The organism is Amaricoccus solimangrovi, assembly GCF_006385685.1.
Lineage (GTDB): Bacteria > Pseudomonadota > Alphaproteobacteria > Rhodobacterales > Rhodobacteraceae > Amaricoccus > Amaricoccus solimangrovi.
Map to the genome: position 1 here is coordinate 160548 of NZ_VFRP01000006.1, position 22026 is coordinate 182573.

Here is a 22026-nt window from a genome sequence, read left to right on the forward strand (position 1 = left end):
CCGCGGGATCTTCCGCTCCTCCGCGGCGTCAGGGCTCTCCGCGACGCGCCGGAAGCGCCGGTGGGTCGGCGGCGGGGAGCCCCAGCGTCGCGCGCAACTGCTCCGCGAGGCGCGGGTCCGGCGGTTCGGTCAGCCGCGCGGCCTTGCTCTCGCCATGGGTTCCGAGCGCGCCGGCCGCGAGGGCGATCCGGCGGCCGCCGCGCTGGTTCATCATGAGCCGCAGCCGGCCCGGCGCCTCGGCCGGGATCTCGATCACCGCGCCGGGACGGAGCCGCATGACCTCGTCGATCGTCATGCGCGTCGTGTGCAGCACCCCCGCGAGCCTCACCGGCGCGGAGGCCGCGGCGCGCCGCATCCGCGTCCCCCAGAGATCGTCCGGCTCCTCCGCCGGCGCGGCCGGAGCCGCCGCCCGCGCCGCGGCGCAGACGCTGTCGAGAAGCGCGAGCGGCAGGAGCGCCCGGAGCGTTCCCGCGCGGCCGGCGGTGCCGATGTCGAGCGTGACGTCGAGCACGAGGACATCGCCGTTCGCGGGGGCGAAGCGCAGCTGGGTGACGTCCTGGTGCGGCGCGGCGATGGCGAATCCGCCCGGAAGCGCGCGTCCCACGCTCGCGGCGAGCCCGTCGGTCAGGGCGGCGAGGATCGCGGATTGCGCCAGTTCGCAGAGCGCGACGTCGATCGCGGTGAAGGCGCGGGCGACCGGCGCGGGCGCGGCCGCCGGATCGCCGCAAAGCATCAGGTCGATCAGGTGAAAGCAGAGGTCCGCGCCGGCGGCGAGCAGGCCCCGCGGCCCGCCCCTCTCGCCGGAAAAGACGCTCAGCATCGCGGGGACCGCGATGTTCCCGATCGCATCGCGGACCTTCATCACGCGCGCCTCGCGCGGCAATGCGCCGACATTGGCCTTCACGAGCGGCCTCAGGTGCTTCTCGAGGCCCCGGGTGAAGGCCTGGCCCAGGATGTCGGTGCTGGGGAGCGGCGAGCGCGCCGTGCTCACGCGCCCGAGCTTGCGGGCGAGGACCGTCGGGCCGGTCACGCCGCGGCTCCGCGCCGGGACGGGCGGACGGACCGGGGGGTCCGGGGCGGGGGGAGGCGCCGGAGCGCGGAGATCATTCGCGAGCGTCCTTCGAAGGGGGGCGTAGCCCTTTCTGCCGGGGCATTCGCTACCGAAGGATTAATGCTTCGCCCCGTCCCGGCGGCGGCCGGATTTCCCATGGCGCCCTTCGCCGTCCCGCGGCATACTCGCAACGGAAATTGCGAGGTTGAAGCGAGTGGAAGACGGATCGGGCAGCCGGGCGAAGCCGGAGACACGCGAGGCTCCGCGGGATTACGAGGAACTGATCCGGGTGATCCACGCGCGCTACGAGACGATGAGCAAGGGCTATCAGGCCATCGCGCTCTATCTGACGCAGAACCCGAACGACGTCGCGGTGCGCTCGGTGAACGCGCTCGGGGAGCGGTGCGGCATGCATGCCTCGAACCTCGTCCGCTTCGCTCAGGCGCTCGGCTACACCGGGTTCAAGGATCTGCAGGCGGTGTTCCAGAAGCGCCTCTCGACCGCCGCGCCGGGGTTCGAGGCCCGGGTGAAGGCGCTCGAGGGCGAGCTCGGCTCGCGGAAGGACCGGAGCGAATACGGTTTCCTGCGCGATCTTGTCGTGCGCGACGTCGCCTCGCTCCAGGCGCTGCTGACCGACATCGCGCCGGACGATCTCGCGCGCGCGGCCGAACTGCTGGATGGGGCGGAGGCGGTCTACCTGCTCGGACAGCTGCGCTCGGCGCCGGTGGTCGATCTCCTGCGCTACCTGCTGACGATGCTCGGCAAGCGCTGCGTCCTGCTCGACCCGAGCGGCGGGCTCGCGACCCACATGGCGCGGAGCATGGGCGGGAAGGACGTGCTCGTCGCGGTCTCCTTCCGCTTCTATGCGACCGAGGTGGTGAACATCGTCGAGAGGACGGCGGAGGCGGGACGGGCGATCATCGCGCTGACCGACAGCACGCTGTCGCCGCTCGCGAAGAACGCCGAGGTGCTCTTCGCCGTGCCGGAGCACGAATACACCTTCTCGCGCTCGCTCGCCGCGCCGATGTGCCTCGCGCAGGCGCTGACCGTGGCGCTGGCGGCGCGGCTCCAGAACAATGCCCGCGATCCGCGCATCCCGACCGTGACCGGGCAGTAGCCCGGGCAAGGTCCGGCTCCCCGGGCGCCGGCCCCCGGGTCCGACGACCTCCCTCCGAGACCCATCGGCATTTCAGATCCCGGCGCGCGAGCGCCGCGGAAAGGCGGCGCGGCGCTGGGTTCCCCTGCGCGATCCGGACCGCCGGGTGGGCAGATCCGCCGCGCCCGGCGCCCATGGTGAGGCACCAAGATGCTACATTTTCCTCGGCCATGAGGCAGATGCCACGTTGTCCATGACGCATTCACGGATCAATTGTCGCAATTTAAGTTGCGCGAAGATTCATTTTGCAATAAACATCGGCCCAAGGGCCAGGATCGGCCCGATCAACGCGGGTTCCGGCGCGAAGGCCGGACACGCGAACAGGGAGCCGAAACGATGCCTGCCAGATCCTGGATCACCGCCGCGCTGCTTCTCGGGACCGCGCTGAGCGCGCCTCTCGCCCATGCCAGGGATGCCGACACCGACTGGTCCAACATCAACATCCTGCTGCTGAACTGGTCGCAGTCCTCGAACCCGTTCTTCGAGGCGCTCGACAACGGCGCGATGGACGCGGCCGAGGACCAGGGGATCACGCTCGACATCCAGTTCGGGGAGGAGGATCCCGTCACCCAGAGCAACAAGCTCGAGGCGGCGATCGCCTCGGGCGTCAACGGCATCTCGGTCGGCATCGCCGACGACGACGCCTACGACGAGATCCTCTGCCGCGCCAGCGAGGCGGGCGTCGCCGTCGTCACCAACAACATCGACGATACCAGGGGCGCCGAGGGCACCTGCCGGCTCGCCTTCATGGGGCAGGATTTCGTCGAGGCCGGCTACAACCTCGGCAAGCGCATGATCGAGGAGCACGGGATCAGGGAAGGCGACCTCGTCTTCACGCCCGTCGAGGCGCCGGAGGGCAGCTACGCGGTCAAGCGTCACGAGGGGGTGCAGAAGGCGCTCTCCGAGGTCGGGGCCACATCCGAGATCCTCGGCACCGGCAACGACCACGGCACCGCGCTCAACCTGATGACGCAGTACCTGCTCGGCCATCCGGACGTCAAGGCGATCATCAGCCTCGGCCAGACGCCGAACAGCCAGGCGGTCCAGGCGGCGAAGGACGCCGGGCTGGAGGGCCTGCCGATCGGCGGCTTCGACATCTCGCAATCGATCCTGCGGGACATCGCCGACGGGACGATGACGGCGGCGGTGGACCAGCAGCCCTACAGCCAGGGCTACTACTCGGTCACCCAGCTCGCGCTCTACATCAAGTACGGGCTCTATCCCTCCGAGATGAATACCGGCGGCGCCGGGCTCGTCGACAAGACGAACTACCAGAAGGCGCAGGAATACGCCGGAGCCATCCGCTGAGCCCGAGCCGAATCCGCCCGGGAGCGCCGTCTCCCGGGCGAAGAGCCAAACTCCCCCTGGAGGAACGCCCATGAGCGTCTCGCAATCCGCGCATATCCACGCGGCGATCGCGGCGAGGAACGACCGGAGCCTCGCGGCCAAGGCGATCGACTGGATCCGCACGCGGCCCGAGGGCGGCATCGCCGTCCTGTTCGTGTTGGTCCAGATCGCCTGCGTCGCCGGCGCGCTGGCCTTCCCGACGAGCTTCCGCTACCTCTCCGAACCCAATATCGCCGTGCTGCTGAAATCCATCGCCCCGATCGGCATCATGGCGCTCGGCGTCGGCGTGCTGATGATCGCCGGGGAATTCGATCTCTCGGTCGGCGCGCTCTATTCCTTCTGCGCCATCGTCGCCGCGACGCTCTCGAACCAGTGGGGCGGGGATGCCGGCGCCGAGGGGGCGAGCAGCCTCGCGCCCTTCGGCGGCATGCTCGTGGGCCTCGCGATCGGCACGCTCGCGGGCGTGATCCACGCGCTGGTCACGCTGAGGTTCAACATCCCCTCCTTCATCACCACCCTCGGCGCGATGCTGCTCTGGAAGGGCGCGACGCTGCTCTATCACGGCGCCGCCTCGCTGCGGTTCAAGCCGACGGAGCCTTTCGACACGATCTTCGACGGCTCGCTCGGCGTCGTGCACGCCTCGATCATCTGGTTCGCGGTCTTCGCGGTGATCTTCCACTTCATCCTGCACCACCACCGGATCGGGAACCACTTCTTCGCCGTCGGCGGCAACCAGAAGGCGGCGGTGGCGATCGGCATCAACCCGACGCGCACCAAGATCATCGCCTTCGCGATCGCCGGCTTCATGGCCGCGCTCTCGGGCATCGTCGCGGGCGCGCGCGTGGGCTCGATCCAGCCGGGCGGCGGGCTCGGGCTCGAACTCGTCGCCATCGCGGCCTGCGTGATCGGGGGCCATGCGCTCATGGGCGGGCGCGGCTCGATCCTCGGCATCGTGCTCGGCACCTGCCTCATGTTCACGATCCAGGACGTGCTGCTGCTCCTGCGCGCGCCCGGGTTCTATTTCGAGATGTTCGTGGGCGGCCTGATCGTCGTCGCCGTGATCACGAACATGGCCATCCGTCGCAAGAACTGAGGGTGAGGGACATGATGAACGCGTCAACCGCGAAGGTCGAGGTCATCGCGCCCCGCGAGCCGCGCTCCCCCGGGGTGAAACCCGCGGGCACGCCACTCCTCGAGATGAGGAACATCGTCAAGCGTTACGGAGCCTTCGTCGCGCTCAACAGGATGAACTTCCACATCGGCGAGAACGAGGTCGTCGGCCTGCTCGGCGACAACGGCGCGGGCAAGTCGACGCTCGTGAAGATGATGTCGGGCATCAACCCGCCCACCTCCGGGGAGATCTACGCCCGGGGCGGGAAGGTCGCGCTCAACTGCCGCGCCGACAGCGAGGCGGCGGGGATCGAGACCATCTACCAGGACATCGCCCTGGTCGATTCCATGCCGATCACCCGCAACATCTTCATGGGCCGCGAGATCACCAACCGCTGGGGCTTCATGAAGCACAAGGCGATGGAGAGGACCGCGATCGAGATCCTCGGCTCGGCGGTGCAGATCTCGGGCATCGACGATCCCGAGAAGGAGGTGGGCTTTCTCTCCGGCGGACAGAAACAGGCGGTGGCGATCGCGCGCGCGGTGCATTTCAAGCGCAACATCCTGCTGCTCGACGAGCCGACCTCGGCGCTCTCGGTGCGCGAGACCGAGCACCTGCTCGGCTATGTGCGCGACCTGAAATCCGAGGGCACTTCCTCGGTTCTGGTCACGCACAACATCTACCATGCCTTCCAGGTCTGCGACCGCTTCGTGGTGATGAGCCACGGCGCCAAGGTGTTCGAGGCGCGCAAGGAGGACACGACCATCGAGGAAGTCACGGATCACGTGATCCGGACCTGAGCGACCGCGGGCTTCGGCCCGGACCAATGAACAAGAGAAGGAGACGGTGGGCATGGGCCTGACCGGAACGGAAATCTATCCGAAGGCCTCGCGGCGGCTGAGGCTCGGGATCGTCGGCGGCGGGCAGGGCGCGCTGGTCGGCCAGTGGCACTGGACCGGCGCGCGGCTCTCGAACCGCTGGGATCTCGTCGCGGGCGCGCTCTCGTCGGACCCGGAGCGGGCGCTGGCCTCCGGTCGCGAGTGGATGCTGGCCGAGGACAGGATCTACACCGACTACGCCGAGATGGCGAAGGCCGAGGCGGCGCGGCCCGACGGGATCGAGGCGGTGGCGATCTGCACGCCGAACTGGACCCACCGGCCGATCGCCGAGGCCTTCATGGAGGCCGGAATCGACATCATCTGCGACAAGCCGATGGCGATGACCCCCGAGGATTGCGCGGCGCTCGCGGCGAAACGGGCGGAGACCGGCGTCGTCTTCGCGCTGACCCATCCCTATCCCTATCACCCGATGGCGCGGCAGGCGCGCGAGATGGTGGCCGCGGGCGCGATCGGGGAGATCCGGCAGGCGCTGGTCGAATACGCGCAGGACTGGGCCACCGAGGCCGACGATCCGGACTCGCGCTCGCTCTCCTGGCGGCGGGACCCGGCCAAGATCGGCCGCGCCTCGGCGACGGGCGACATCGGCACCCACGCCTTCGGCATGATCGAATTCGTGACCGGACTGAAGGTCGCGAAGCTGCGCGCGGAGTTCCACGTCTGCGGCGCGCCGAAGGCGATGGAGGATACCGCCTTCCTCAACCTCGCCTTCGAGAACGGCGCGCCCGGCGCGATGTGGCTGACGCAGGCCGCGCCCGGAAACTACTGCGCGCTGCGCTTCCGCGTCTATGGCGAGAAGGGCGGGCTCGAATGGGACCAGGAATTCCCCGAGCACCTGAGGTTCCGCCCGCTGAACGCGCCCGAACAGGTGATCGTCCGCGGCCATGGCTCCGGCGTCGCGCCGGCGGCCGAGCGCATGGCGCTGCTGCCGCGCGGCCATGGCGAGTCGCTCTCCGACGCCTGGGGCAACCTCTACACCGAGATCGCGATCGCGGTGGAAGCGCGGCGCGAGGGCGGGGCGGTGCCCGCGGACCTGCTCGCTCTGCCCGATCTCGAGGACGGGACGCGGGGCGTGAAGTTCATCCACGCCGCAGCCGACAGCAGCGAGGCCGGCGGAACCTGGCAGGCGCTCGCATGACCCGGCCCCGTCTCGCGATCAACCGGACGGTCGCGCCCGGGCTTCCGCTCGCGGACTTCCTCGCGCTGGCGCGGAACGCGGGGGCGGAGGGCGTCGAGATCCGCAACGACGTGCCGGGCCGCGAATTCGCCGACGGCACCCCGGCCTCGGAGGTCCGGGCGCGGATCGCGGAGGCGGGCCTCGCCGTCGCCTCGATCAACGCCCTGCAACGGTTCAACGACTGGACCCCGGCGCGGGAGCGCGAGGCGGCGGTGCTCGCGGCCTATGCGCGCGACCTCGGCGCGCCGGGAATCGTGCTCTGCCCGGTGATCGACGAGAGCCTCGGCTGGTCCCCGGACGAGAGGCTCGCGCGGATTGCCGCGGGACTGCGCGGCCTCGCGCCAATCCTCGCCGACGCGGGCGTGACCGGCTATGTCGAGCCGCTCGGCATGAGGGGAAGCACGATGGATCGGCAGGCGGAGGCGGTGGAGGCGATGCAGGCGGTCGGCGCGGCGGGCGTGTTCCGGCTCTGCTACGACACGTTCCAGTCCTTCCGGCGGGGCGACCCGACACTCTTTCCCGAGCATGTCGGGCTCGTCCATGTCTCGGGTATCACCCGGACCGACCTCGCCCCCGCCGAACTGACCGAGCCGGACCGGGGTCTGGTCGGCCCGGAGGACCGGGTGGAGAACCTGGCGCGGCTTTCCGGGCTGCCGGATTATTCCGGCTTCGTCTCGCTCGAACCCTTCGACCCATCGGTTCAGCGGGATCCGGACCTGGCGGGAAAGCTGGCGGCGAGCCTCGCGCGGCTGCGCGGCGCGCTGGAGGCGGCGACACGGGTCGCGTGAGCCTCCCCGGCGCGGTGCCCGGATCCGCTATCCGCGGGCCCGGGCCACGGCGTCGCGCAGGGTCCGCCGCTCGATGACGCCGGGGAAGAGCGCGAAGCCGATCACGTAGGCGGGCGTTCCCGGAAAGCCGAAGGCCGCCGCCTGCGCCCGGTTGCGCGCGATCAGCGCGTCGATCCGCGCCCCGTCCGCGGCGAGGGCGGCCTCGGCCGCCGCCACGTCGACGCCCGCGGCGCCGAGCGCGACGGGAAGACCCCGGCCGCCCAGCCCTCCCTTGGCCCGCATCAGCGTGTCGTGCGCGAGCACGTACTGACCCTGCGCCCCGGCGGCGAGAACCAGCCGCGCGGCGCGCAGGGAATCCGGGCCGAAGACGGGCCAGTCCTTCATCACGAGGCGCAGACCGGGATCGCGATCCGCCTCTTCCAGCATCATCGGATGCCCGGCCCGGCAGTAGGGGCAGCGATAGTCGAAATATTCGACCACCGTCACGTCGCCCTCCGGATTGCGCAGCGCGGGCGCCTCGGGATCGTGGAGCACCAGGTCCGGGTCGAGCGGATCGGTGGCGGCGGCGCTCCGCCGCGAGGGCAGTGTCGCGGCGAGCGCCGCCAGGCCCGCGATCAGGCCGCGTCGGTCGAGCATCATGTGCGGTCTCCCGTGTTCGAGGGGGCGGGGGCGGAGGTGAGAAGATCGGCCGCGGGCGGAAGCACCGCTCCGGGCGGCAGGGTGCCCCGCCCGCTCTCGGCCTCGCCGAGCACGACGACCTTCGTCCCCGAACGCACCCGCTGATAGAGGTCGTCGGCGTCCTGGTTGAAGAGGCGGACGCAGCCGGAGGAATCCGCCTCGCCCACGGTCCAGGGGTAGGGCGTGCCGTGGATGCGGTAGAGCGTGTCCTTGCCGTCCTGAAAGAGATAGAGCGCCCGCGCGCCGAGCGGGTTCCCGGGTCCGCCCTCCATGCCGCCCCGGTGGGGCTCGTAGAGGTCGGGATCGCGTTCGAGCATCTCCGGCGTCGGCGTCCATCGCGGCCATTCCCGCGTATAGGGAATCGTCCCCTCGCCGGCGAAGCCCTTGCCATCCTTGCCGACGCCGACGGTGTAGCGGATCGCGCGGTTGTCGCCGAGGACATAGTAGAGCCGGTTCGCCCAGGGGTCGACGACGATGGTGCCGGGCTTCTCGTCGGTCCAGTAGTCGACCTCGCGCCGGGCCTTCTCGTCGGAGAGCCAGCGATCCTCGATCGCCGGCATCTCCCGTTCGCCGTCCGTCCGCGCGGCGTACATCGCGCGCGTCTCCTCGCTGAGCGGGGGCGCCACCGGCGCCGCGCGGGCGACCTCGGGCTCGGGCCGGGCGCAGGCCCCGAGGGCGGCGAGGAGGAGGAGGCTGGCTGCGAGGCGTAGGCGGGCTCTGCGTGGCATCTTGCTTTCGGCGGCTGGGGCGCTTTCACCCCCGGGCATCTCGCGCCCGCCTTAAGCCAAGCTTAAGGTGCGGCGGTGATCGAACGGCGGTGATCGAAGGGCGGGGAGGCGAGACGGCGCATGCGGATCCTGATCGTCGAGGATGACGAACTGCTGCAGGACGGCCTCGCGGTCGGGCTCCGGCTCGCCGGCTTCGTGCCCGAGGTGGTCGGAACGCTCGCCGACGCAGGCCAGGCGCTTTCAAGCGGCGCCTTCGACGCCGTCGTGCTCGACGTGATGCTGCCGGACGGCTCGGGGCTCGACTTTCTCCGCGGACTCCGGACGCGCGGCGCGCGCACGCCCGTCCTGGTCCTCACCGCGCTCGACGGTCTGGGGGACCGGATCGCCGGGCTCGATACCGGCGCGGACGACTATCTCGGCAAGCCCTTCGAACTCGACGAACTCGCCGCCCGCCTCCGGGCGATCCTGCGCCGGGGCGACGGGCGGGCGCGCGCCGAACTCGTCTGGAACGGCCTCGCGCTCGATCCGGCGCGCATGGTCGGCAGCCGCGGCGGCGCCGAGGTCGCGTTCTCGCGCAAGGAATTCGTCATCCTGCACGCTCTGATGCAGCATCCGACCGCGATCCTGAGCCGCGCCGCGCTCGAGGAGCGGGTCTACGGCTGGCAGGAGGAAGTCGAGAGCAACGCCGTCGAGGTCCATGTCCACAAGCTTCGCGCCAAGCTCGGCGCCGGGTTCATCGAGACCGTGCGCGGCGCGGGATACCGCCTCGCCGCGGAGGAGGGCGCCGGATGATCTCGATCCGCGCCCGGCTCTTCCTCATCCTCACCGCGGCGACCGGCGCGATCTGGCTCTCGGCCTTCCTATGGATCCAGCATTCGACCCGCGTCGAGGTCGAACGCGTGCTGGACGCCCGGCTCGCGGAGGCCGCCCGCATGGTGGCCTCGCTCGTCGCCGAGCACAGGATCGAGCCCGGCGCCGCCTCGGCCATCCCGGCCGCGCCCTCGGTCTTCAGCGCCGATCACGACTATGCCCGGCAGATCTCCTGCCAGATCTGGCAATTCGACGGCGCGCTTCTCGGCCGCTCGCGCGGCGCGCCGGTCGCGAAGCTGACCGAGGCGGCCGGGGAGGGGTTCTCGGAGAGCATGGTCGAGGGCGAGCCCTGGCGGGTCTACACCGTCGCCGATCCGGCGGCCGGCGTGCGCGTGATGGTCGGGGACCGGCTCACCGTCCGGCAGCGTCTCGCCCGCGACGTGAGAACCGGCCTCGTGCTGCCGGCGCTCCTCGTGCTGCCGGCGCTCGCGGGGCTGATCTGGCTCGCGCTCGCCCGCGGCCTCGCGCCGCTCGACCGGTTCACCGCCGGGCTCGAGGCGCGCGGTCCCGCCGAGCTGACGCCGCTGGCCGCGACGCCGGCGCCGCGCGAGATCGCCCCGCTCGCGGAGGCGGTCAACGGCCTGATCGGGCGCGTCGCCGCCGCCCGGCGGGCCGAGCGCGATTTCATCGCCTACGCCGCCCATGAACTGAAGACGCCGCTCGCCGGTCTCAAGGCCCAGGCCCAGATCGCCGCCCGCGCTCCGGACGCCGCGACCCGCGACCGCGCGCTCGCCCGCCTCGAAGGCGGCGTCTCCCGCACCGACCGGCTGGTGACCCAGCTCCTCGACCTCGCCCGGGTCGAGGCGGAGGACGCGCCGCGGCCCGAGCCGCCGGCGCCGCTGAACCGGCTCGCGCGCGAGGTCGCGCAGGATCTCGACCATCTGGCGCGCGCGCGCGACGTCCGCCTCCGCGTCGGGGCCGGCGGCGGAACGCCGGTCCGGGAGCATCAGCTTCTCCTGCAGACGGCGCTCCGGAATCTCGTCGAGAACGCGATCCAGGCAAGCCCTGCCGGGGCGGTCGTGGAGATCGGCTTCGTCGAGACCGGACGCGAGACGCGCGTCGAGGTCTCCGACCGCGGAGCGGGCTTTTCCGAAAGCGACGCCGGACAGGGCGAGGGGCGGTTCCGGCGGGGCAGCGGGGCGGGCTATGTCGGGAGCGGGCTCGGCCTCTCGATCGTGCGGACCGCCGCCGGACGCATGGGCGCCGGCTTCGTCCTCGCCCGGCGCGCGGACGGTCCCGGAACCGTGGCCTCGCTGTCGCTCCCGGCAGGGGCGCCGGGAGCCGATCCCTCCGCCTGAACCCTCCCCCATGTCCAGCCGGCGCCACGCGACGGAGCCCCGCCCGCGCGGGCCGCCGCGCCCGTTTGTGTGCGGAGTGCATCCGCTTTGAATACACTGAGAATACTTTCTGATTGACAACGCATATGCAAAAGAGCGATCCTCGGGACAAGACAGGGGCGATTCGATGCCCCGCGGCGGCGGGAGGTTCGGGTGAAGGGCGGAAAGGACGGTCTTTACGAAGACCTGAAGCGGCGGATCCTGACGATGGAGCTGGATCCGGACGCCGATCTCGACGAGGCGGGCCTCTGCGAGCAGTACGGATTGTCGCGCACCCCGGTGCGCGAGACGTTCCGCCGGCTCGCCGGGGAGGGCTATGTCGAGATCCGGGAGAACAAGGGCACGCGCGTCTCGCCGATGACCCATGCGACGCTGCGGCAGTTCTTCCTCGTCGCGCCGATGGTCTACGCGGCGATCGGCCGGCTCGCGGTGCAGAACTTCAAGCCGCGCCAGCTCGCCGAACTCGGCGACACGCAGGAACGCTTCCGCGCCGCGACCGGGGCGCGCGACGCGCTCGCCATGGTGCTCGAGAACAACCGGTTCCACGAGATCATGGGGGAGATGTCCGCCAACGCCTATCTGCGGCCGAGCCTCGGGCGGCTGCTGATCGACCATGCCCGGATCGGACACACGTTCTTCCGGCCGCATGACGTCGAGATGGAGCGGCGGCTCGGCCTCGCGGTCGAGCACCATGACGGGTTCATCGCCGCGATCGCCGCGCATGACGAGGAGGCGGTCGTCGACCTCGTCTTCGACCACTGGGAGCTGTCCCGGGAGAACATGGAGCTGTTCATCGCTCCGCAGGGCCTGAAGGCCGACGCGCTCGTCGAGGCGGGCGGTTCCAGATCGGAGAAATCGTCGTGAAATTCGAAGGAATCTACACCCCGGCGATCACGCCGCACGGACCGGATGGCGAGATCGACCGGGAGGCCTTCGCGGAGGTGCTCGAGTCGCTGATCGCGGCCGGCGTGCACGGGATCATCATCGGCGGCTCGACGGGCGAATACTACGCCCACACGATGCGGGAGCGCATCGAGAGCTTCACCTTCGCGAAGGAAGTGATCGGGACGCGGCTGCCGCTCATCGTGGGCACCGGCGCGATCCGGACCGAGGACGCCGTCGCCTATGCGACCGCCGCGAAGGAGATCAAGGCCGACGCGATCCTCGTGACCTCGCCGCCCTACGCGGTGCCGACCGAGCGGGAGAACGCGGTGCACGCGCTCACCATCGACCGCGCCGCCGACATGCCGATCATGCTCTACAACTATCCCGGCCGGATGGGCATCTCGATGGGCGAGGAATACTTCTCCCGCGTCGGCCGCTCGAAGAACGTGATCGCGATCAAGGAAAGCTCGGGCGACGTGAACCAGCTGCACCTGCTGGCGCGCAAGTTCCCGCATATCGCGCTCAGCTGCGGCTGGGATGACCAGGCGCTCGAATTCTTCGCCTGGGGCGCGCGGAGCTGGGTCTGCGCCGGCTCCAACTTCCTGCCCGCCGAGCATATCGCCCTCTACGAGGCCTGCGTCCTCGAGAAGAACTTCGACAAGGGCCGGCGGATCATGTCGGCGATGATGCCGCTCATGAATTTCCTCGACGGCGGCAAGTTCGTGCAGTCGATCAAATACGGCTGCGAACTCAACGGGCTCCGCGCCGGCGGGCTGCGCGCGCCGCTCCGGCCGCTCGACCAGGATGCCAAGCGCGAACTCGAGACCGTCGTCGCCACTCTCAGGCGCACCGTCGCCCAGATCACCTCGGGAGCGAACCATGCATGATCTTCTGACCGCCGAGGAATACGCCGCGATCGCGGGCGGGATCAGCCCCGCCGGCAACGCCTTCATCGACGGCGCCTTCCGCCCCGCCGCCTCGGGCAAGACCTTCCCGACCGTGAACCCCGCGACCGGCGAGAAGCTCGCCGATGTCGCGGCCTGCGGCGCGGAGGACGTCGATTTCGCCGTCGCGAAGGCGAAGGACGCCTTCGAGGATGGCCGCTGGCGCGGCCTCGCCCCGGCCGAGCGCAAGGCCGCGCTGCTCCGGCTCGCGAAGCTGATGGAGCGCAACTGCCACGAACTCGCGGTGCTCGAAAGCCTCGACAGCGGCAAGCCGATCCGCGAATGCGAGACCGTGGACGTGCCGGACACGATCCACACGATCCGCTGGCACGCCGAGCTGATCGACAAGATCTATGACCATACCGCGCCGGTGGCGCCCTCGGCGATGGCGCTCGTCGTGCGCGAGCCGATCGGGGTCGTGGGCCTCGTGCTGCCCTGGAACTTCCCGCTGCTGATGCTCGCCTGGAAGATCGGCCCGGCGCTCGCCGCCGGCTGCTCGGTCGTGGTGAAGCCGGCGGAGCAGACCTCGCTCTCGACGCTGCGCGTCGCCGAACTCGCGATCGAGGCCGGGATCCCCGCGGGCATCCTCAACGTCGTGACGGGCACCGGCAAGGACGCGGGCGAGCCGCTCGGCCTCCACATGGACGTCGCGATGGTGAGCTTCACCGGCTCGACCCTGACCGGACGGCGCTTCCTGCGCTACGCGGCGGATTCGAACCTGAAGCGCGTCGTGCTCGAATGCGGCGGCAAGAACCCGGCGGTCGTGCTCGCCGATGCCGAGGATCTCGATCTCGTCGCCGAGCATGTCGTGAACGGCGCCTTCTGGAACATGGGCGAGAACTGCTCCGCGACCTCGCGGCTGATCGTCCAGGCCCCGGTGAAGGACGAGCTGATGAAGCGCGTCGCCGCGCATATGCGCGACTGGAAGATGGGCGATCCGCTCGATCCGGAGAACCGGGTCGGCGCGCTGGTCAGCCGCGACCATTTCGAGAAGGTGAAATCCTATCTCGGCGAGGGGAAGGCCGCGCTCGGCGGCGGCACCGAGGGCGACATCTTCGTCGAGCCGACGGTGATCGACGGCGTCGAGCCGGAAAGCCGGCTGTTCCGCGAGGAGGTCTTCGGCCCGGTGCTCGCCGTCACCACCTTCGAGACGCTCGCGGAGGCCGTGGCGCTCGCCAACGACACGCCCTACGGGCTCGCGGCCTCGGTCTATACCGGAAGCCTCAGGAACGCGATCCGGCTCGCGCGCGAGATCCGCGCCGGCGTGGTGACGGTGAACTGCTTCGGCGAGGGCGACGTGACGACGCCCTTCGGCGGCTACAAGGAATCGGGCTTCGGCGGCCGCGACAAGTCGGTCTTCGCCCATGACCAGTACACCGAACTCAAGACGATCTGGATCGACGTCTCCGACCGTCCGGACGAGTTCGTCCGGTGACACGGGTGCCTAGCCTCCCAGCCGATACCGGGCGTTCGGGATGGGAGGCGCTGTCGCGCCGCCCGTTCCCGGCGCGGGGCCTCGACACCGAGGTGACGGCCGACTGGCTCGTGATCGGCGCGGGCTTCGCCGGGCTCTCGGCGGCCCGGCGGCTGAGCCAGCGCGCGCCGGGGGCGCGGATCGTCGTGCTCGACGCGCGCGAACTGGCGCAGGGGCCGGCGGGACGCAACTCCGGTTTCATGATCGACGTGCCGCACAACCTCGCGGCGGGGGAATATTCCTCGGCCGACGCGGGCGGCACGCGGCTGGAGATGCACCGGAACCGGCTCGCCATCGCCTTCGCGAAGGAGGCGGCGGCGGAATACGGGATGCCGCGCGAAACCTTCGATCCTTGCGGCAAGATCAACGCGGCGGCGAGCGAGCGCGGCCTGAAGCACAACGAGGATTTCGCCGCCTCGCTCGAGGCGATCGGCGAGCCGGTGGCGCGGATCGACGCGGCGGAGATCCGCGCGATCACCGGCAGCGACTATTACCGCGGCGGTCTCTTCACGCCCGGCGCGGTGCAGATCCAGCCGGCGGACTACATCCGCGCCTTCGCGGCGGGGCTGGGCGAAAAGATCGACCTCTACGAGAACTCCCCGGTGGTGGAGCTCGCCCGGAACGCCGGCGCCTGGGTCGCCCGGACGCCGAGGGGCAGCGTCTCGGCGCCGAAGGTGATCCTCGGCGTCAACGGCCTCGCGCAGGACTTCGGCTTCTTCCGGGGCCGGCTGATGCACGTCTTCACCTATGCCTCGATGACCGCGCCCTTCACGGGCGCCGCCGGGCGCGAGCGCTGGGGCATCCTGCCCGCCGATGCGATGGGAGCGACGGTCCGCAAGATCAGCGGGCCCGACGGCGCGCGGATCGCGATCCGCACCCGCTACAGCTACGATCCGTCGAAGCAGGTCTCCGAGCGCAAGCTCGCCGCGATGGTGCGCGACCACCGCCGCTCGCTCGACGCGCGCTTTCCCGATCTGGCGGGGCTCAGGTTCGAATACAGCTGGGCGGGGCGGCTCTGCCTCAGCCTCAACCACGTTCCCGCCTTCGGAGAGGTGGACGAGAACCTCTATTCCGCCTGCTGCTGCAACGGCCTCGGCACGGTCAAGAGCACGCTGGCGGGGATGATGGCGGCCGATCTCGCGACCGGAACCCGGTCCGGGGATCTCGACCGCTACCAGGACCAGCCGAAGCCGCGCCGCCTCCCGCCGGAGCCCGCCGCGACCATCGGAGCCCGCGCGGTGATCCGCTGGCAGGAGATGCGGGCCGGCCGGGAAGGCTGAGACTTCAAGACCGAAGACCCGAAGGAAGGGTTCGGCCGTCCGGCCGAGCTCCGGACGACTGTTCCCAACTCAAAGGAGCTACCCGAGTGAGAACGATCCTGAAGGCGCTCTGCGCCGCGGCCTTCGTGGGCCTGAGCATGATGCCCGCCCACGCCGACGAGAAGACGATCGAGATGGGCACCATGTCCTGGGAGGACCTGACGCCGATCTCCGGCATCACGAAGAAGGTGCTCGAGGACGCGGGCTATACCGTCAACGTGACCCAGTTCTCCGAGTGGGGCATCGCCTACGCCGCGCTGACCAAGGGCGACGTGCAGATCCTCGCCTCGCAGATCGACTATGTCGCGCAGGACTACTGGAACCGCAACAAGAGCCGGCTCGAGAAGATCTCGCCGGTGTCGCACGGTCTCTTCGACGGCATCGCCGTGCCCTCCTACGTGCCGGTCGACTCGATCGACGAGCTGAACGCGAACGCGGACAAGTTCGGCGGCAAGATCATCGGCATCGAGCCGGGCGCGGGGCTGATGCGCGAGACCGGCGACGCGGTCGACGGCTACGACCTCGATCTGACGCTGGTCGAAGGCTCGACGGCGGGGATGACGGCGGCGCTGAAATCGGCGGTGGACCGGCAGGAATGGATCGCCGTCACCCTCTGGGAGCCGTCCTGGATGGCGCAGAAGTTCGACGTGAAGTTCCTCAAGGACCCGAAGGGCGTCTTCCCGCCGCCGCAGACCTACTACTGGATCGGCCAGAAGGGCTTCTCGGAGGAGAACCCCGAGGCGCGGGAGCTGATCGCCGGCGTGTTCGTGCCGAAGGACGACATCACGGCGATGAACGGCGCGGTGAAGGACGGCAAGACGATGGACGAGGCCGTCGCGGACTGGGTCGCGGCGCATGGCGACCTGCTGAAGCGCTGGGAAAACATCAAGAAATACTGAGACCGGCGACTGACCCCGGCGCGGTATCGCGCCGGGGTCGTCCCGGGGGCGTGGTCGCGCGGGGAGGATGAGGATATGGATATGGCGACACAAGTTACCGATGCCGACGACGTCCTGGTGGACTGCCGCTCGGTCTGGAAGGTCTTCGGAGACAAGGTGCCCGCCGCGATGCGGGCGATCAACGAGCGCGGGCTCGGCAAGAGCGAGGTGCTCAAGGAGTTCGGCTGCGTCGTCGGCGTCTCGGACGCGACGCTCCAGGTCCGCCGCGGCGAGATCTTCTGCGTGATGGGCCTCTCGGGCAGCGGCAAGTCGACGCTGATCCGGATGCTCAACAACCTGATCGCGCCGAGCGGCGGCCAGGTCTTCGTGAAGGGCAGGGACGTCGCGAAGCTCGGCCCGGCCGAGTTGCGCGAACTCCGCGCGCGCCATATCGCGATGGTGTTCCAGTCCGTCGCGCTGCTCCCGCACCGCACGGTGCTCGAGAACGCGGCCTTCGGGCTCGAGGTGCGCGGCGTCGCCAGGGACGAGCGCGAGCGGACCGCCGAGGCCGCGCTCGCCAAGGTCGGGCTCTCCGACTGGACGCGGCGCTATCCCTCCGAACTCTCGGGCGGCATGCAGCAGCGCGTCGGCCTCGCCCGCGCGCTCGCCTCCGACCCAGAGATCATCCTGATGGACGAGCCCTTCTCGGCGCTCGACCCGCTGATCCGCCGCCAGCTGCAGGACGAGTTCCGCGAACTCACCAAGTCGCTCGGCAAGTCCGCCGTCTTCATCACCCACGACCTCGACGAGGCGATCCGCATCGGTGACCGTATCGCGATCATGAAGGACGGCGTGATCATCCAGATCGGCACGGCGGAGGAGATCATCCTCAACCCCGCCGACGCCTATGTGGCGGAATTCGTCGCCGGCATCTCGCGGCTGCATCTCATCAAGGCGCATTCGGTGATGGTGCCGGTCGCGGACTGGGCGGCGGAGCGGCCCGGCGTGGATCCCGCGGCCCTGCCCGACACCTCGCCCGAGGCCGATATCGACGCGCTGATCGACCTGACGCTCGAGTCCGCGGGCGCGGGCATCGCCGTGCGCGACGGCGAAACGCTCGTCGGCGTCGTCACGCCGCGCAGCCTGCTCCACGGGGTGCAGGGCTCGCGCACCTCCGGCGCCGCGCACGGCTGAGGGGGACGCGATGGACACCTCCGCCATAGCCGACGCCTTCGACACCGCCGTCGACGACGCGCTGATCTGGATCAGCGACAACGGCGCCTTCCTGTTCGATGGCATCCGCGCCCTCTTCGAGGGTTTCTACGACGGCGTTCTCGCCGCGCTGACCCTTGCCCCCTGGCCGGTGGTCGCGGCGCTGTTCGCGCTCCTCGGCTGGCGCCTGCTCGGCCTCTGGCCGGGGGTGCTGACCGCGGTGGGTCTCGCCTTCTGCGCCGGCATGGGGCTCTGGCCCGAGACGATGTCGACCTTCGCCCTCGTCATCACCTCGACCTGTCTCGCGCTCGTGATCGGCCTGCCGCTCGGCGTGCTCGCGGGCTTCCTGCCCCGGCTCGACCGCGCGGTTGAGCCGGTGCTCGACCTGATCCAGACGCTGCCCCCCTACATCTACCTCTTGCCCGCGATCGCGCTCCTCGGCTTCGGCCCGGCGACGGCTCTCGCGGCGACGCTCATCGTCGCGATGCCGCCGGCGATCCGGCTGACCTCGCTCGGCATCCGCCGGACCCCGACGGAATTCGTCGAGCTCGGCCAGGCGACCGGCATGACGCCGGGCCAGATGTTCTGGAAGATCCGGCTCCCGTTCGCGCTGCCTTCGATCATGGCGGGCATCAACCAGAGCCTGATGATGGCATTCGGCATGGTGGTGATCGCCGGCATCGTCGGCTCCGGCGGGCTCGGCGAGACGATCTACGAGGCGATCCGGACGCTCGACATCGCCAAATCCATCAACGCGGCCATCGCGATCGTGATCCTGACCATGGTGATCGACCGCCTGACGCAGAACCTCGTGCGCGTGGTGAGGGCCCGGCCATGACATTCGACCTCTCGCCCGGCGCCTGGCTCGCCCCCGCCGTCGACTGGCTCAACACCAATCTGCACGGGCTCTTCGCCGGCATCGCGGCGGTGATCGAGGCGGTGCTCGGCGGCCTGCAGACGGCGCTGCTCTACCCGCCGGCGCTCGTGATGATCCCGCTCGTGGCGGTCGTCGTCGCGCTGCTCCTCGGCTGGCGCCTCGGGCTGCTCGCGCTGATCGCGCTCGGCTTCTGCTTCGTGATGGACCTCTGGGAGCAGTCGATGGAGACGGTCGCGCTCGTCTCGGTCTCGGTGGCGATCTCGGTCGCGATCGCGGTGCCGCTCGGCATCCTCGCCGCGCGCCGGCCCCGGCTCGAGGCGGCGCTGCGCCCGGTGCTCGACATCATGCAGACGGTGCCGCCCTGGGTCTACCTGATCCCCGCCGTGATGATCTTCAGCCTCGGCCGGGTGCCGGCGATCATCGCGACCATCGTCTACGGCGTCCCGCCGATGCTGCGGCTGACCACGCTCGCCTTCCGCGAGATCCGCCGCGACCTGATCGAGCTCGGCCAGGCGATCGGCGCGACGCCGCGGGCGATCCTTCTCAAGATCGAACTGCCCTCCGCCATCCCGACGCTGATGGTCGGCCTCAACCAGTGTATCCTGCTCTCGCTCGCCATGGTGGTTCTCGCCGGCCTCGTCGGCGCGGGCGGGCTCGGCGCCGAGGTGACGCGCGGGCTGACCCGGATGGAAATGGGCCTCGGCCTGCGCGCGGGCCTCGCCATCGTCGCGGTGGCGATCCTGCTCGACCGGCTGTCGCGCGCGGCGCTCGAACGTGGACGGAAAGGATAGAGATCATGCATGTCGGAATCATCGGCGGCAACGGCTGGATCGGCGGCGCCCTCGCGCGGGCGCTGGTCGCCGGGGGGAGCCTCGGCGAGGCGGATCTGACGCTCTCCTGCCGGAGCGCGCCGCCCGGCTGGCTCCCCGGCGCCCGCTGGACCCGCGACAGCCGGGAACTCGCCGAGCGTTCCGACGTGATCGTGCTCTCGGTCCGCCCCCAGGACTGGCCGGCGATCGACGTCGCGGCGCCGGGCAAGCTCGTCGTCTCGGTGATGGCCGGGGTCTCGCTCGCGGATATCGCCGGCCGGCTCGGCACGGGGCGCGTCGTGCGCGCGCTCCCGAACGCGGCGGCCGAGGTCGGCAGGTCCTACACCCCCTGGACCGCCGCGGCCGAGGTGACCGAGGCGGACCGCGCCGCGGTCCGGCTGCTCGTGGAAGCGATCGGAAGCGGCGACGAGGTCGGGAGCGAGGCCGAGATCGACTACATGACCGGGCTTTCCGGCACCGGCCCGGCCTATCCGGCGCTGCTCGCCACCGCGCTGATCGCGGACGCGGTGGCCCATGGTCTGCCGCCCGCGGTGGCGCGGCGCGCGGTGGTCGAGATGCTGATCGGCACCGGGCGGCTTCTCGAGGCGAAGGACGAGGATCCGGCGGAGACGGTGAAGGCCTTCGTCGATTATCGCGGCGTCACCGCCGAGGGGATCGAGGCGATGCGCGCGGCCGGATTCGACGCCGCCGTCGCGAAGGGCCTCGGCGCCGCGCTCGCGAAATCGCTCGCGCTGCAAGGCGCGTGAGCCGATGGACAGCCGCGATCCCGCGCTCCAGTCCTTCGTGGACGCCGCCCTCGCCGCCTATGCCGAGGTCGTTCCCGGTCCCGAGGCGCGCGCCTCGCTCGACCGGATCACCGCGGCGCTCGGCACGCCCGCGCCCCGGCGCGAACGGCCCGGGCGCCGTCTGCCGGTCTGCGAGCATCTCGACGCCGCGCTCGCGGTCGCGGTCCCCCGTCCCGCGCTCCGCCACCTGATCGAGAGCTTCCGCGCCGTCGAACCGGATCTCGAATGGGTCCGTCGCGCGAGTTTCGACGCCAGCGCCAGCGCCAATTTCACCGAGGGCCATGCCAATGCGATGATCCTCGGACCCGCGGGGCTCGAGAACCGCGCAGACGTCTGGTTCGGCGTCTCGCTGCTCGCGCCGCGCGTGCGCTACACCGACCATTCGCACGCGCCGGAGGAAACCTATCTCGTGCTCTCGGAGGGGGAATTCCGCCAGGGCGACGGCGCTTGGTTCGCGCCCGGGATCGGCGGATCCTTCTACAACACGCCCTTCGTCACCCATGCGATGCGCTCGGGCGCGCACCCGCTCTTCGCCTTCTGGGCGCTCTGGCCCGAACGCTAGCGGAAACGACCGCCCGCCGCGCGCGGCGGGCGGTCGCGGGTCTCGTTCAGATCGCGACCTCCACATGGCCGATCGGGCGCGAGCAGCAGGCGAGGATGTAGCCCTCCTCGATCTCCTCCTCGGTGATGCCGCCGTTGTGGACCATGTGGACATCGCCGGCGAGCTTGCGGACCTTGCAGGTGCCGCAGATGCCGAAGTTGCAGCCGTTCGGGATGTTGAGCCCGGCGGCCTTGGCGGCGACCAGCACCGTGTCGGTCTCGTCGCATTTCGCCGTGACGCCGGAATCGGCGAAGAGGATCTCCGCCGCGTTGCTCTCGTCGGGAACGTAGTCGTCGAGCTCGGGCGCCTCGGCCTCGGTCTTGACCGCGACGGCGAAGCTCTCCTGGTGGTAGTTCTCCATGTCGTAGCCGAGCGCGATCAGCATCTCGCGCACCGCGTCCATGAAGGGCTCCGGTCCGCAGCAGTAGACCTGCCGCTCCAGATAGTCGCCCGCGATCAGGCCGAGCATGAGCTGGTTCAGCCGTCCGCGATAGCCGGTCCAGACGTCGTAGGGGTCATCCTCCTCGACGATGAAATGGAGCTTGATCGAGGGCACGCGCGCCGCCATGAGCTCGAGCCGCCGGCGGCAGATGATCTCCGCCGGGCGCCGCGCACAGTTGATCAGCACGATGTCGGTCCCGAGGCCGCGGTCGAAGAGGTAGTTCGTCATGGAGAGCGCCGGCGTGACGCCGGCCCCCGCCGAGATGAACAGGTACTTCCCGTCGCCGCGCATCGGCAGCGTGAAGATGCCGGCCGGTCCCTTGGCGCGGATCTTCATGCCGATGCGCAGGTGGTCGAACATCCAGCGCGTGCCGATGCTGTTCGGCCCCGCCTTCACCGTGATCGCGAGCGTCAGCGGCCGCGAGGGCGAGGAGGAGATCGTGTAGGTGCGCCAGACCGTTCCGCCCGGCACCGGCAGTTCGAGCGTGACGAACTGGCCGGGGCGGTAGCGGAACCAGGCCCCGCTCGGCGAGACGAAGCTGATCGTCGCGACGTCGGGCGCCTCGGGCACGATCGCGCAGCACTCGAGCGGCTCCGCGTCGGTCCAGATCGACGGTTCTTCGAAGGCGACTTCCATCGGG

Annotated in this window: 22 protein-coding genes; 18 read left to right on the top strand and 4 right to left on the bottom strand. The window is 70.4% G+C overall.

Annotated elements, in window-relative coordinates; genetic code table 11:
* Nucleotides 1-28 precede the first annotated feature (28 nt).
* Complete coding sequence (locus FJM51_RS08600; protein WP_140453714.1) at nt 29-1030, bottom strand: FliM/FliN family flagellar motor switch protein; 1002 nt, start codon at nt 1028-1030, stop codon at nt 29-31.
* A 235-nt stretch (nt 1031-1265) separates the two neighbouring features.
* Between FJM51_RS08600 and FJM51_RS08605 the strand changes: the two genes are divergently transcribed.
* The 6 genes from FJM51_RS08605 (at nt 1266) to FJM51_RS08630 (ending at nt 7526) form a co-directional block, all read left to right on the top strand.
* Nucleotides 1266-2168 (top strand): MurR/RpiR family transcriptional regulator, encoded by a 903-nt coding sequence (locus FJM51_RS08605; RefSeq protein WP_233713054.1) that lies wholly within the window; start codon nt 1266-1268, stop codon nt 2166-2168.
* Nucleotides 2169-2543: 375 nt separating this feature from the next.
* Entirely contained in the window at nt 2544-3515 is a 972-nt protein-coding gene (locus tag FJM51_RS08610) for a substrate-binding domain-containing protein (protein ID WP_140453715.1), read from the top strand.
* A gap of 70 nt (nt 3516-3585) precedes the next feature.
* Complete coding sequence (locus FJM51_RS08615) at nt 3586-4647, top strand: ABC transporter permease (RefSeq protein WP_140453716.1); 1062 nt, start codon at nt 3586-3588, stop codon at nt 4645-4647.
* 14 nt (nt 4648-4661) lie between these two features.
* Complete coding sequence (locus tag FJM51_RS08620; RefSeq protein ID WP_140453717.1) at nt 4662-5465, top strand: ATP-binding cassette domain-containing protein; 804 nt, start codon at nt 4662-4664, stop codon at nt 5463-5465.
* Nucleotides 5466-5517: 52 nt separating this feature from the next.
* Complete coding sequence (locus FJM51_RS08625; protein WP_140453718.1) at nt 5518-6699, top strand: Gfo/Idh/MocA family protein; 1182 nt, start codon at nt 5518-5520, stop codon at nt 6697-6699.
* The gene (locus tag FJM51_RS08630; protein WP_140453719.1) at nt 6696-7526 is read left to right on the top strand and encodes a TIM barrel protein; all 831 of its coding nucleotides are present in this window, start codon (nt 6696-6698) and stop codon (nt 7524-7526) included. Before FJM51_RS08625 ends, FJM51_RS08630 begins: the two co-directional genes overlap by 4 nt.
* Before the next feature lie 27 nt (nt 7527-7553).
* Here FJM51_RS08630 and FJM51_RS08635 read toward each other — a convergent pair whose 3' ends face one another.
* Complete coding sequence (locus tag FJM51_RS08635; protein ID WP_210240234.1) at nt 7554-8162, bottom strand: DsbA family protein; 609 nt, start codon at nt 8160-8162, stop codon at nt 7554-7556.
* Nucleotides 8162-8932: a L,D-transpeptidase gene (locus FJM51_RS08640; protein WP_140453721.1), complete on the bottom strand. Its 771-nt coding sequence runs from the start codon at nt 8930-8932 to the stop codon at nt 8162-8164. Before FJM51_RS08640 ends, FJM51_RS08635 begins: the two co-directional genes overlap by 1 nt.
* A 120-nt stretch (nt 8933-9052) precedes the next feature.
* Between FJM51_RS08640 and FJM51_RS08645 the strand changes: the two genes are divergently transcribed.
* The 12 genes from FJM51_RS08645 (at nt 9053) to FJM51_RS08700 (ending at nt 20905) form a co-directional block, all read left to right on the top strand.
* A complete protein-coding gene (locus FJM51_RS08645; protein ID WP_140453722.1) occupies nt 9053-9724 on the top strand; it encodes a response regulator in 672 nt (223 codons plus the stop codon).
* Complete coding sequence (locus FJM51_RS08650; protein WP_140453723.1) at nt 9721-11100, top strand: ATP-binding protein; 1380 nt, start codon at nt 9721-9723, stop codon at nt 11098-11100. Before FJM51_RS08645 ends, FJM51_RS08650 begins: the two co-directional genes overlap by 4 nt.
* 192 nt (nt 11101-11292) lie before the next feature.
* Complete coding sequence (locus FJM51_RS08655; protein ID WP_140453724.1) at nt 11293-12003, top strand: GntR family transcriptional regulator; 711 nt, start codon at nt 11293-11295, stop codon at nt 12001-12003.
* Entirely contained in the window at nt 12000-12911 is a 912-nt protein-coding gene (locus FJM51_RS08660) for a dihydrodipicolinate synthase family protein (protein ID WP_140453725.1), read from the top strand. The genes FJM51_RS08655 and FJM51_RS08660 overlap by 4 nt, the downstream gene beginning before the upstream one ends.
* Nucleotides 12904-14403: an aldehyde dehydrogenase gene (locus tag FJM51_RS08665; RefSeq protein ID WP_140453726.1), complete on the top strand. Its 1500-nt coding sequence runs from the start codon at nt 12904-12906 to the stop codon at nt 14401-14403. The genes FJM51_RS08660 and FJM51_RS08665 overlap by 8 nt, the downstream gene beginning before the upstream one ends.
* Nucleotides 14400-15722 (top strand): NAD(P)/FAD-dependent oxidoreductase, encoded by a 1323-nt coding sequence (locus FJM51_RS08670; RefSeq protein ID WP_140453727.1) that lies wholly within the window; start codon nt 14400-14402, stop codon nt 15720-15722. Before FJM51_RS08665 ends, FJM51_RS08670 begins: the two co-directional genes overlap by 4 nt.
* A gap of 86 nt (nt 15723-15808) precedes the next feature.
* The gene (locus FJM51_RS08675; RefSeq protein ID WP_140453728.1) at nt 15809-16660 is read left to right on the top strand and encodes a glycine betaine ABC transporter substrate-binding protein; all 852 of its coding nucleotides are present in this window, start codon (nt 15809-15811) and stop codon (nt 16658-16660) included.
* An 81-nt stretch (nt 16661-16741) separates the two neighbouring features.
* The gene (locus FJM51_RS08680) at nt 16742-17833 is read left to right on the top strand and encodes a quaternary amine ABC transporter ATP-binding protein (protein ID WP_210240235.1); all 1092 of its coding nucleotides are present in this window, start codon (nt 16742-16744) and stop codon (nt 17831-17833) included.
* 10 nt (nt 17834-17843) lie between these two features.
* Complete coding sequence (locus FJM51_RS08685) at nt 17844-18689, top strand: ABC transporter permease (protein ID WP_140453730.1); 846 nt, start codon at nt 17844-17846, stop codon at nt 18687-18689.
* Nucleotides 18686-19519, top strand: a complete 834-nt coding sequence (locus tag FJM51_RS08690) for an ABC transporter permease (protein ID WP_140453731.1) — start codon at nt 18686-18688, stop codon at nt 19517-19519. Before FJM51_RS08685 ends, FJM51_RS08690 begins: the two co-directional genes overlap by 4 nt.
* A gap of 5 nt (nt 19520-19524) precedes the next feature.
* Nucleotides 19525-20304: a pyrroline-5-carboxylate reductase family protein gene (locus FJM51_RS08695; RefSeq protein ID WP_140453732.1), complete on the top strand. Its 780-nt coding sequence runs from the start codon at nt 19525-19527 to the stop codon at nt 20302-20304.
* A 4-nt stretch (nt 20305-20308) separates the two neighbouring features.
* Complete coding sequence (locus FJM51_RS08700) at nt 20309-20905, top strand: dimethylsulfonioproprionate lyase family protein (protein ID WP_140453733.1); 597 nt, start codon at nt 20309-20311, stop codon at nt 20903-20905.
* A gap of 46 nt (nt 20906-20951) precedes the next feature.
* On the opposite strand, the gene FJM51_RS08705 is transcribed toward FJM51_RS08700, so the two are convergent.
* On the bottom strand, nt 20952-22022 hold the full coding sequence (locus FJM51_RS08705; protein ID WP_140453734.1) for an FAD-binding oxidoreductase: 1071 nt from the start codon (nt 22020-22022) through the stop codon (nt 20952-20954).
* Nucleotides 22023-22026: the final 4 nt, after the last annotated feature.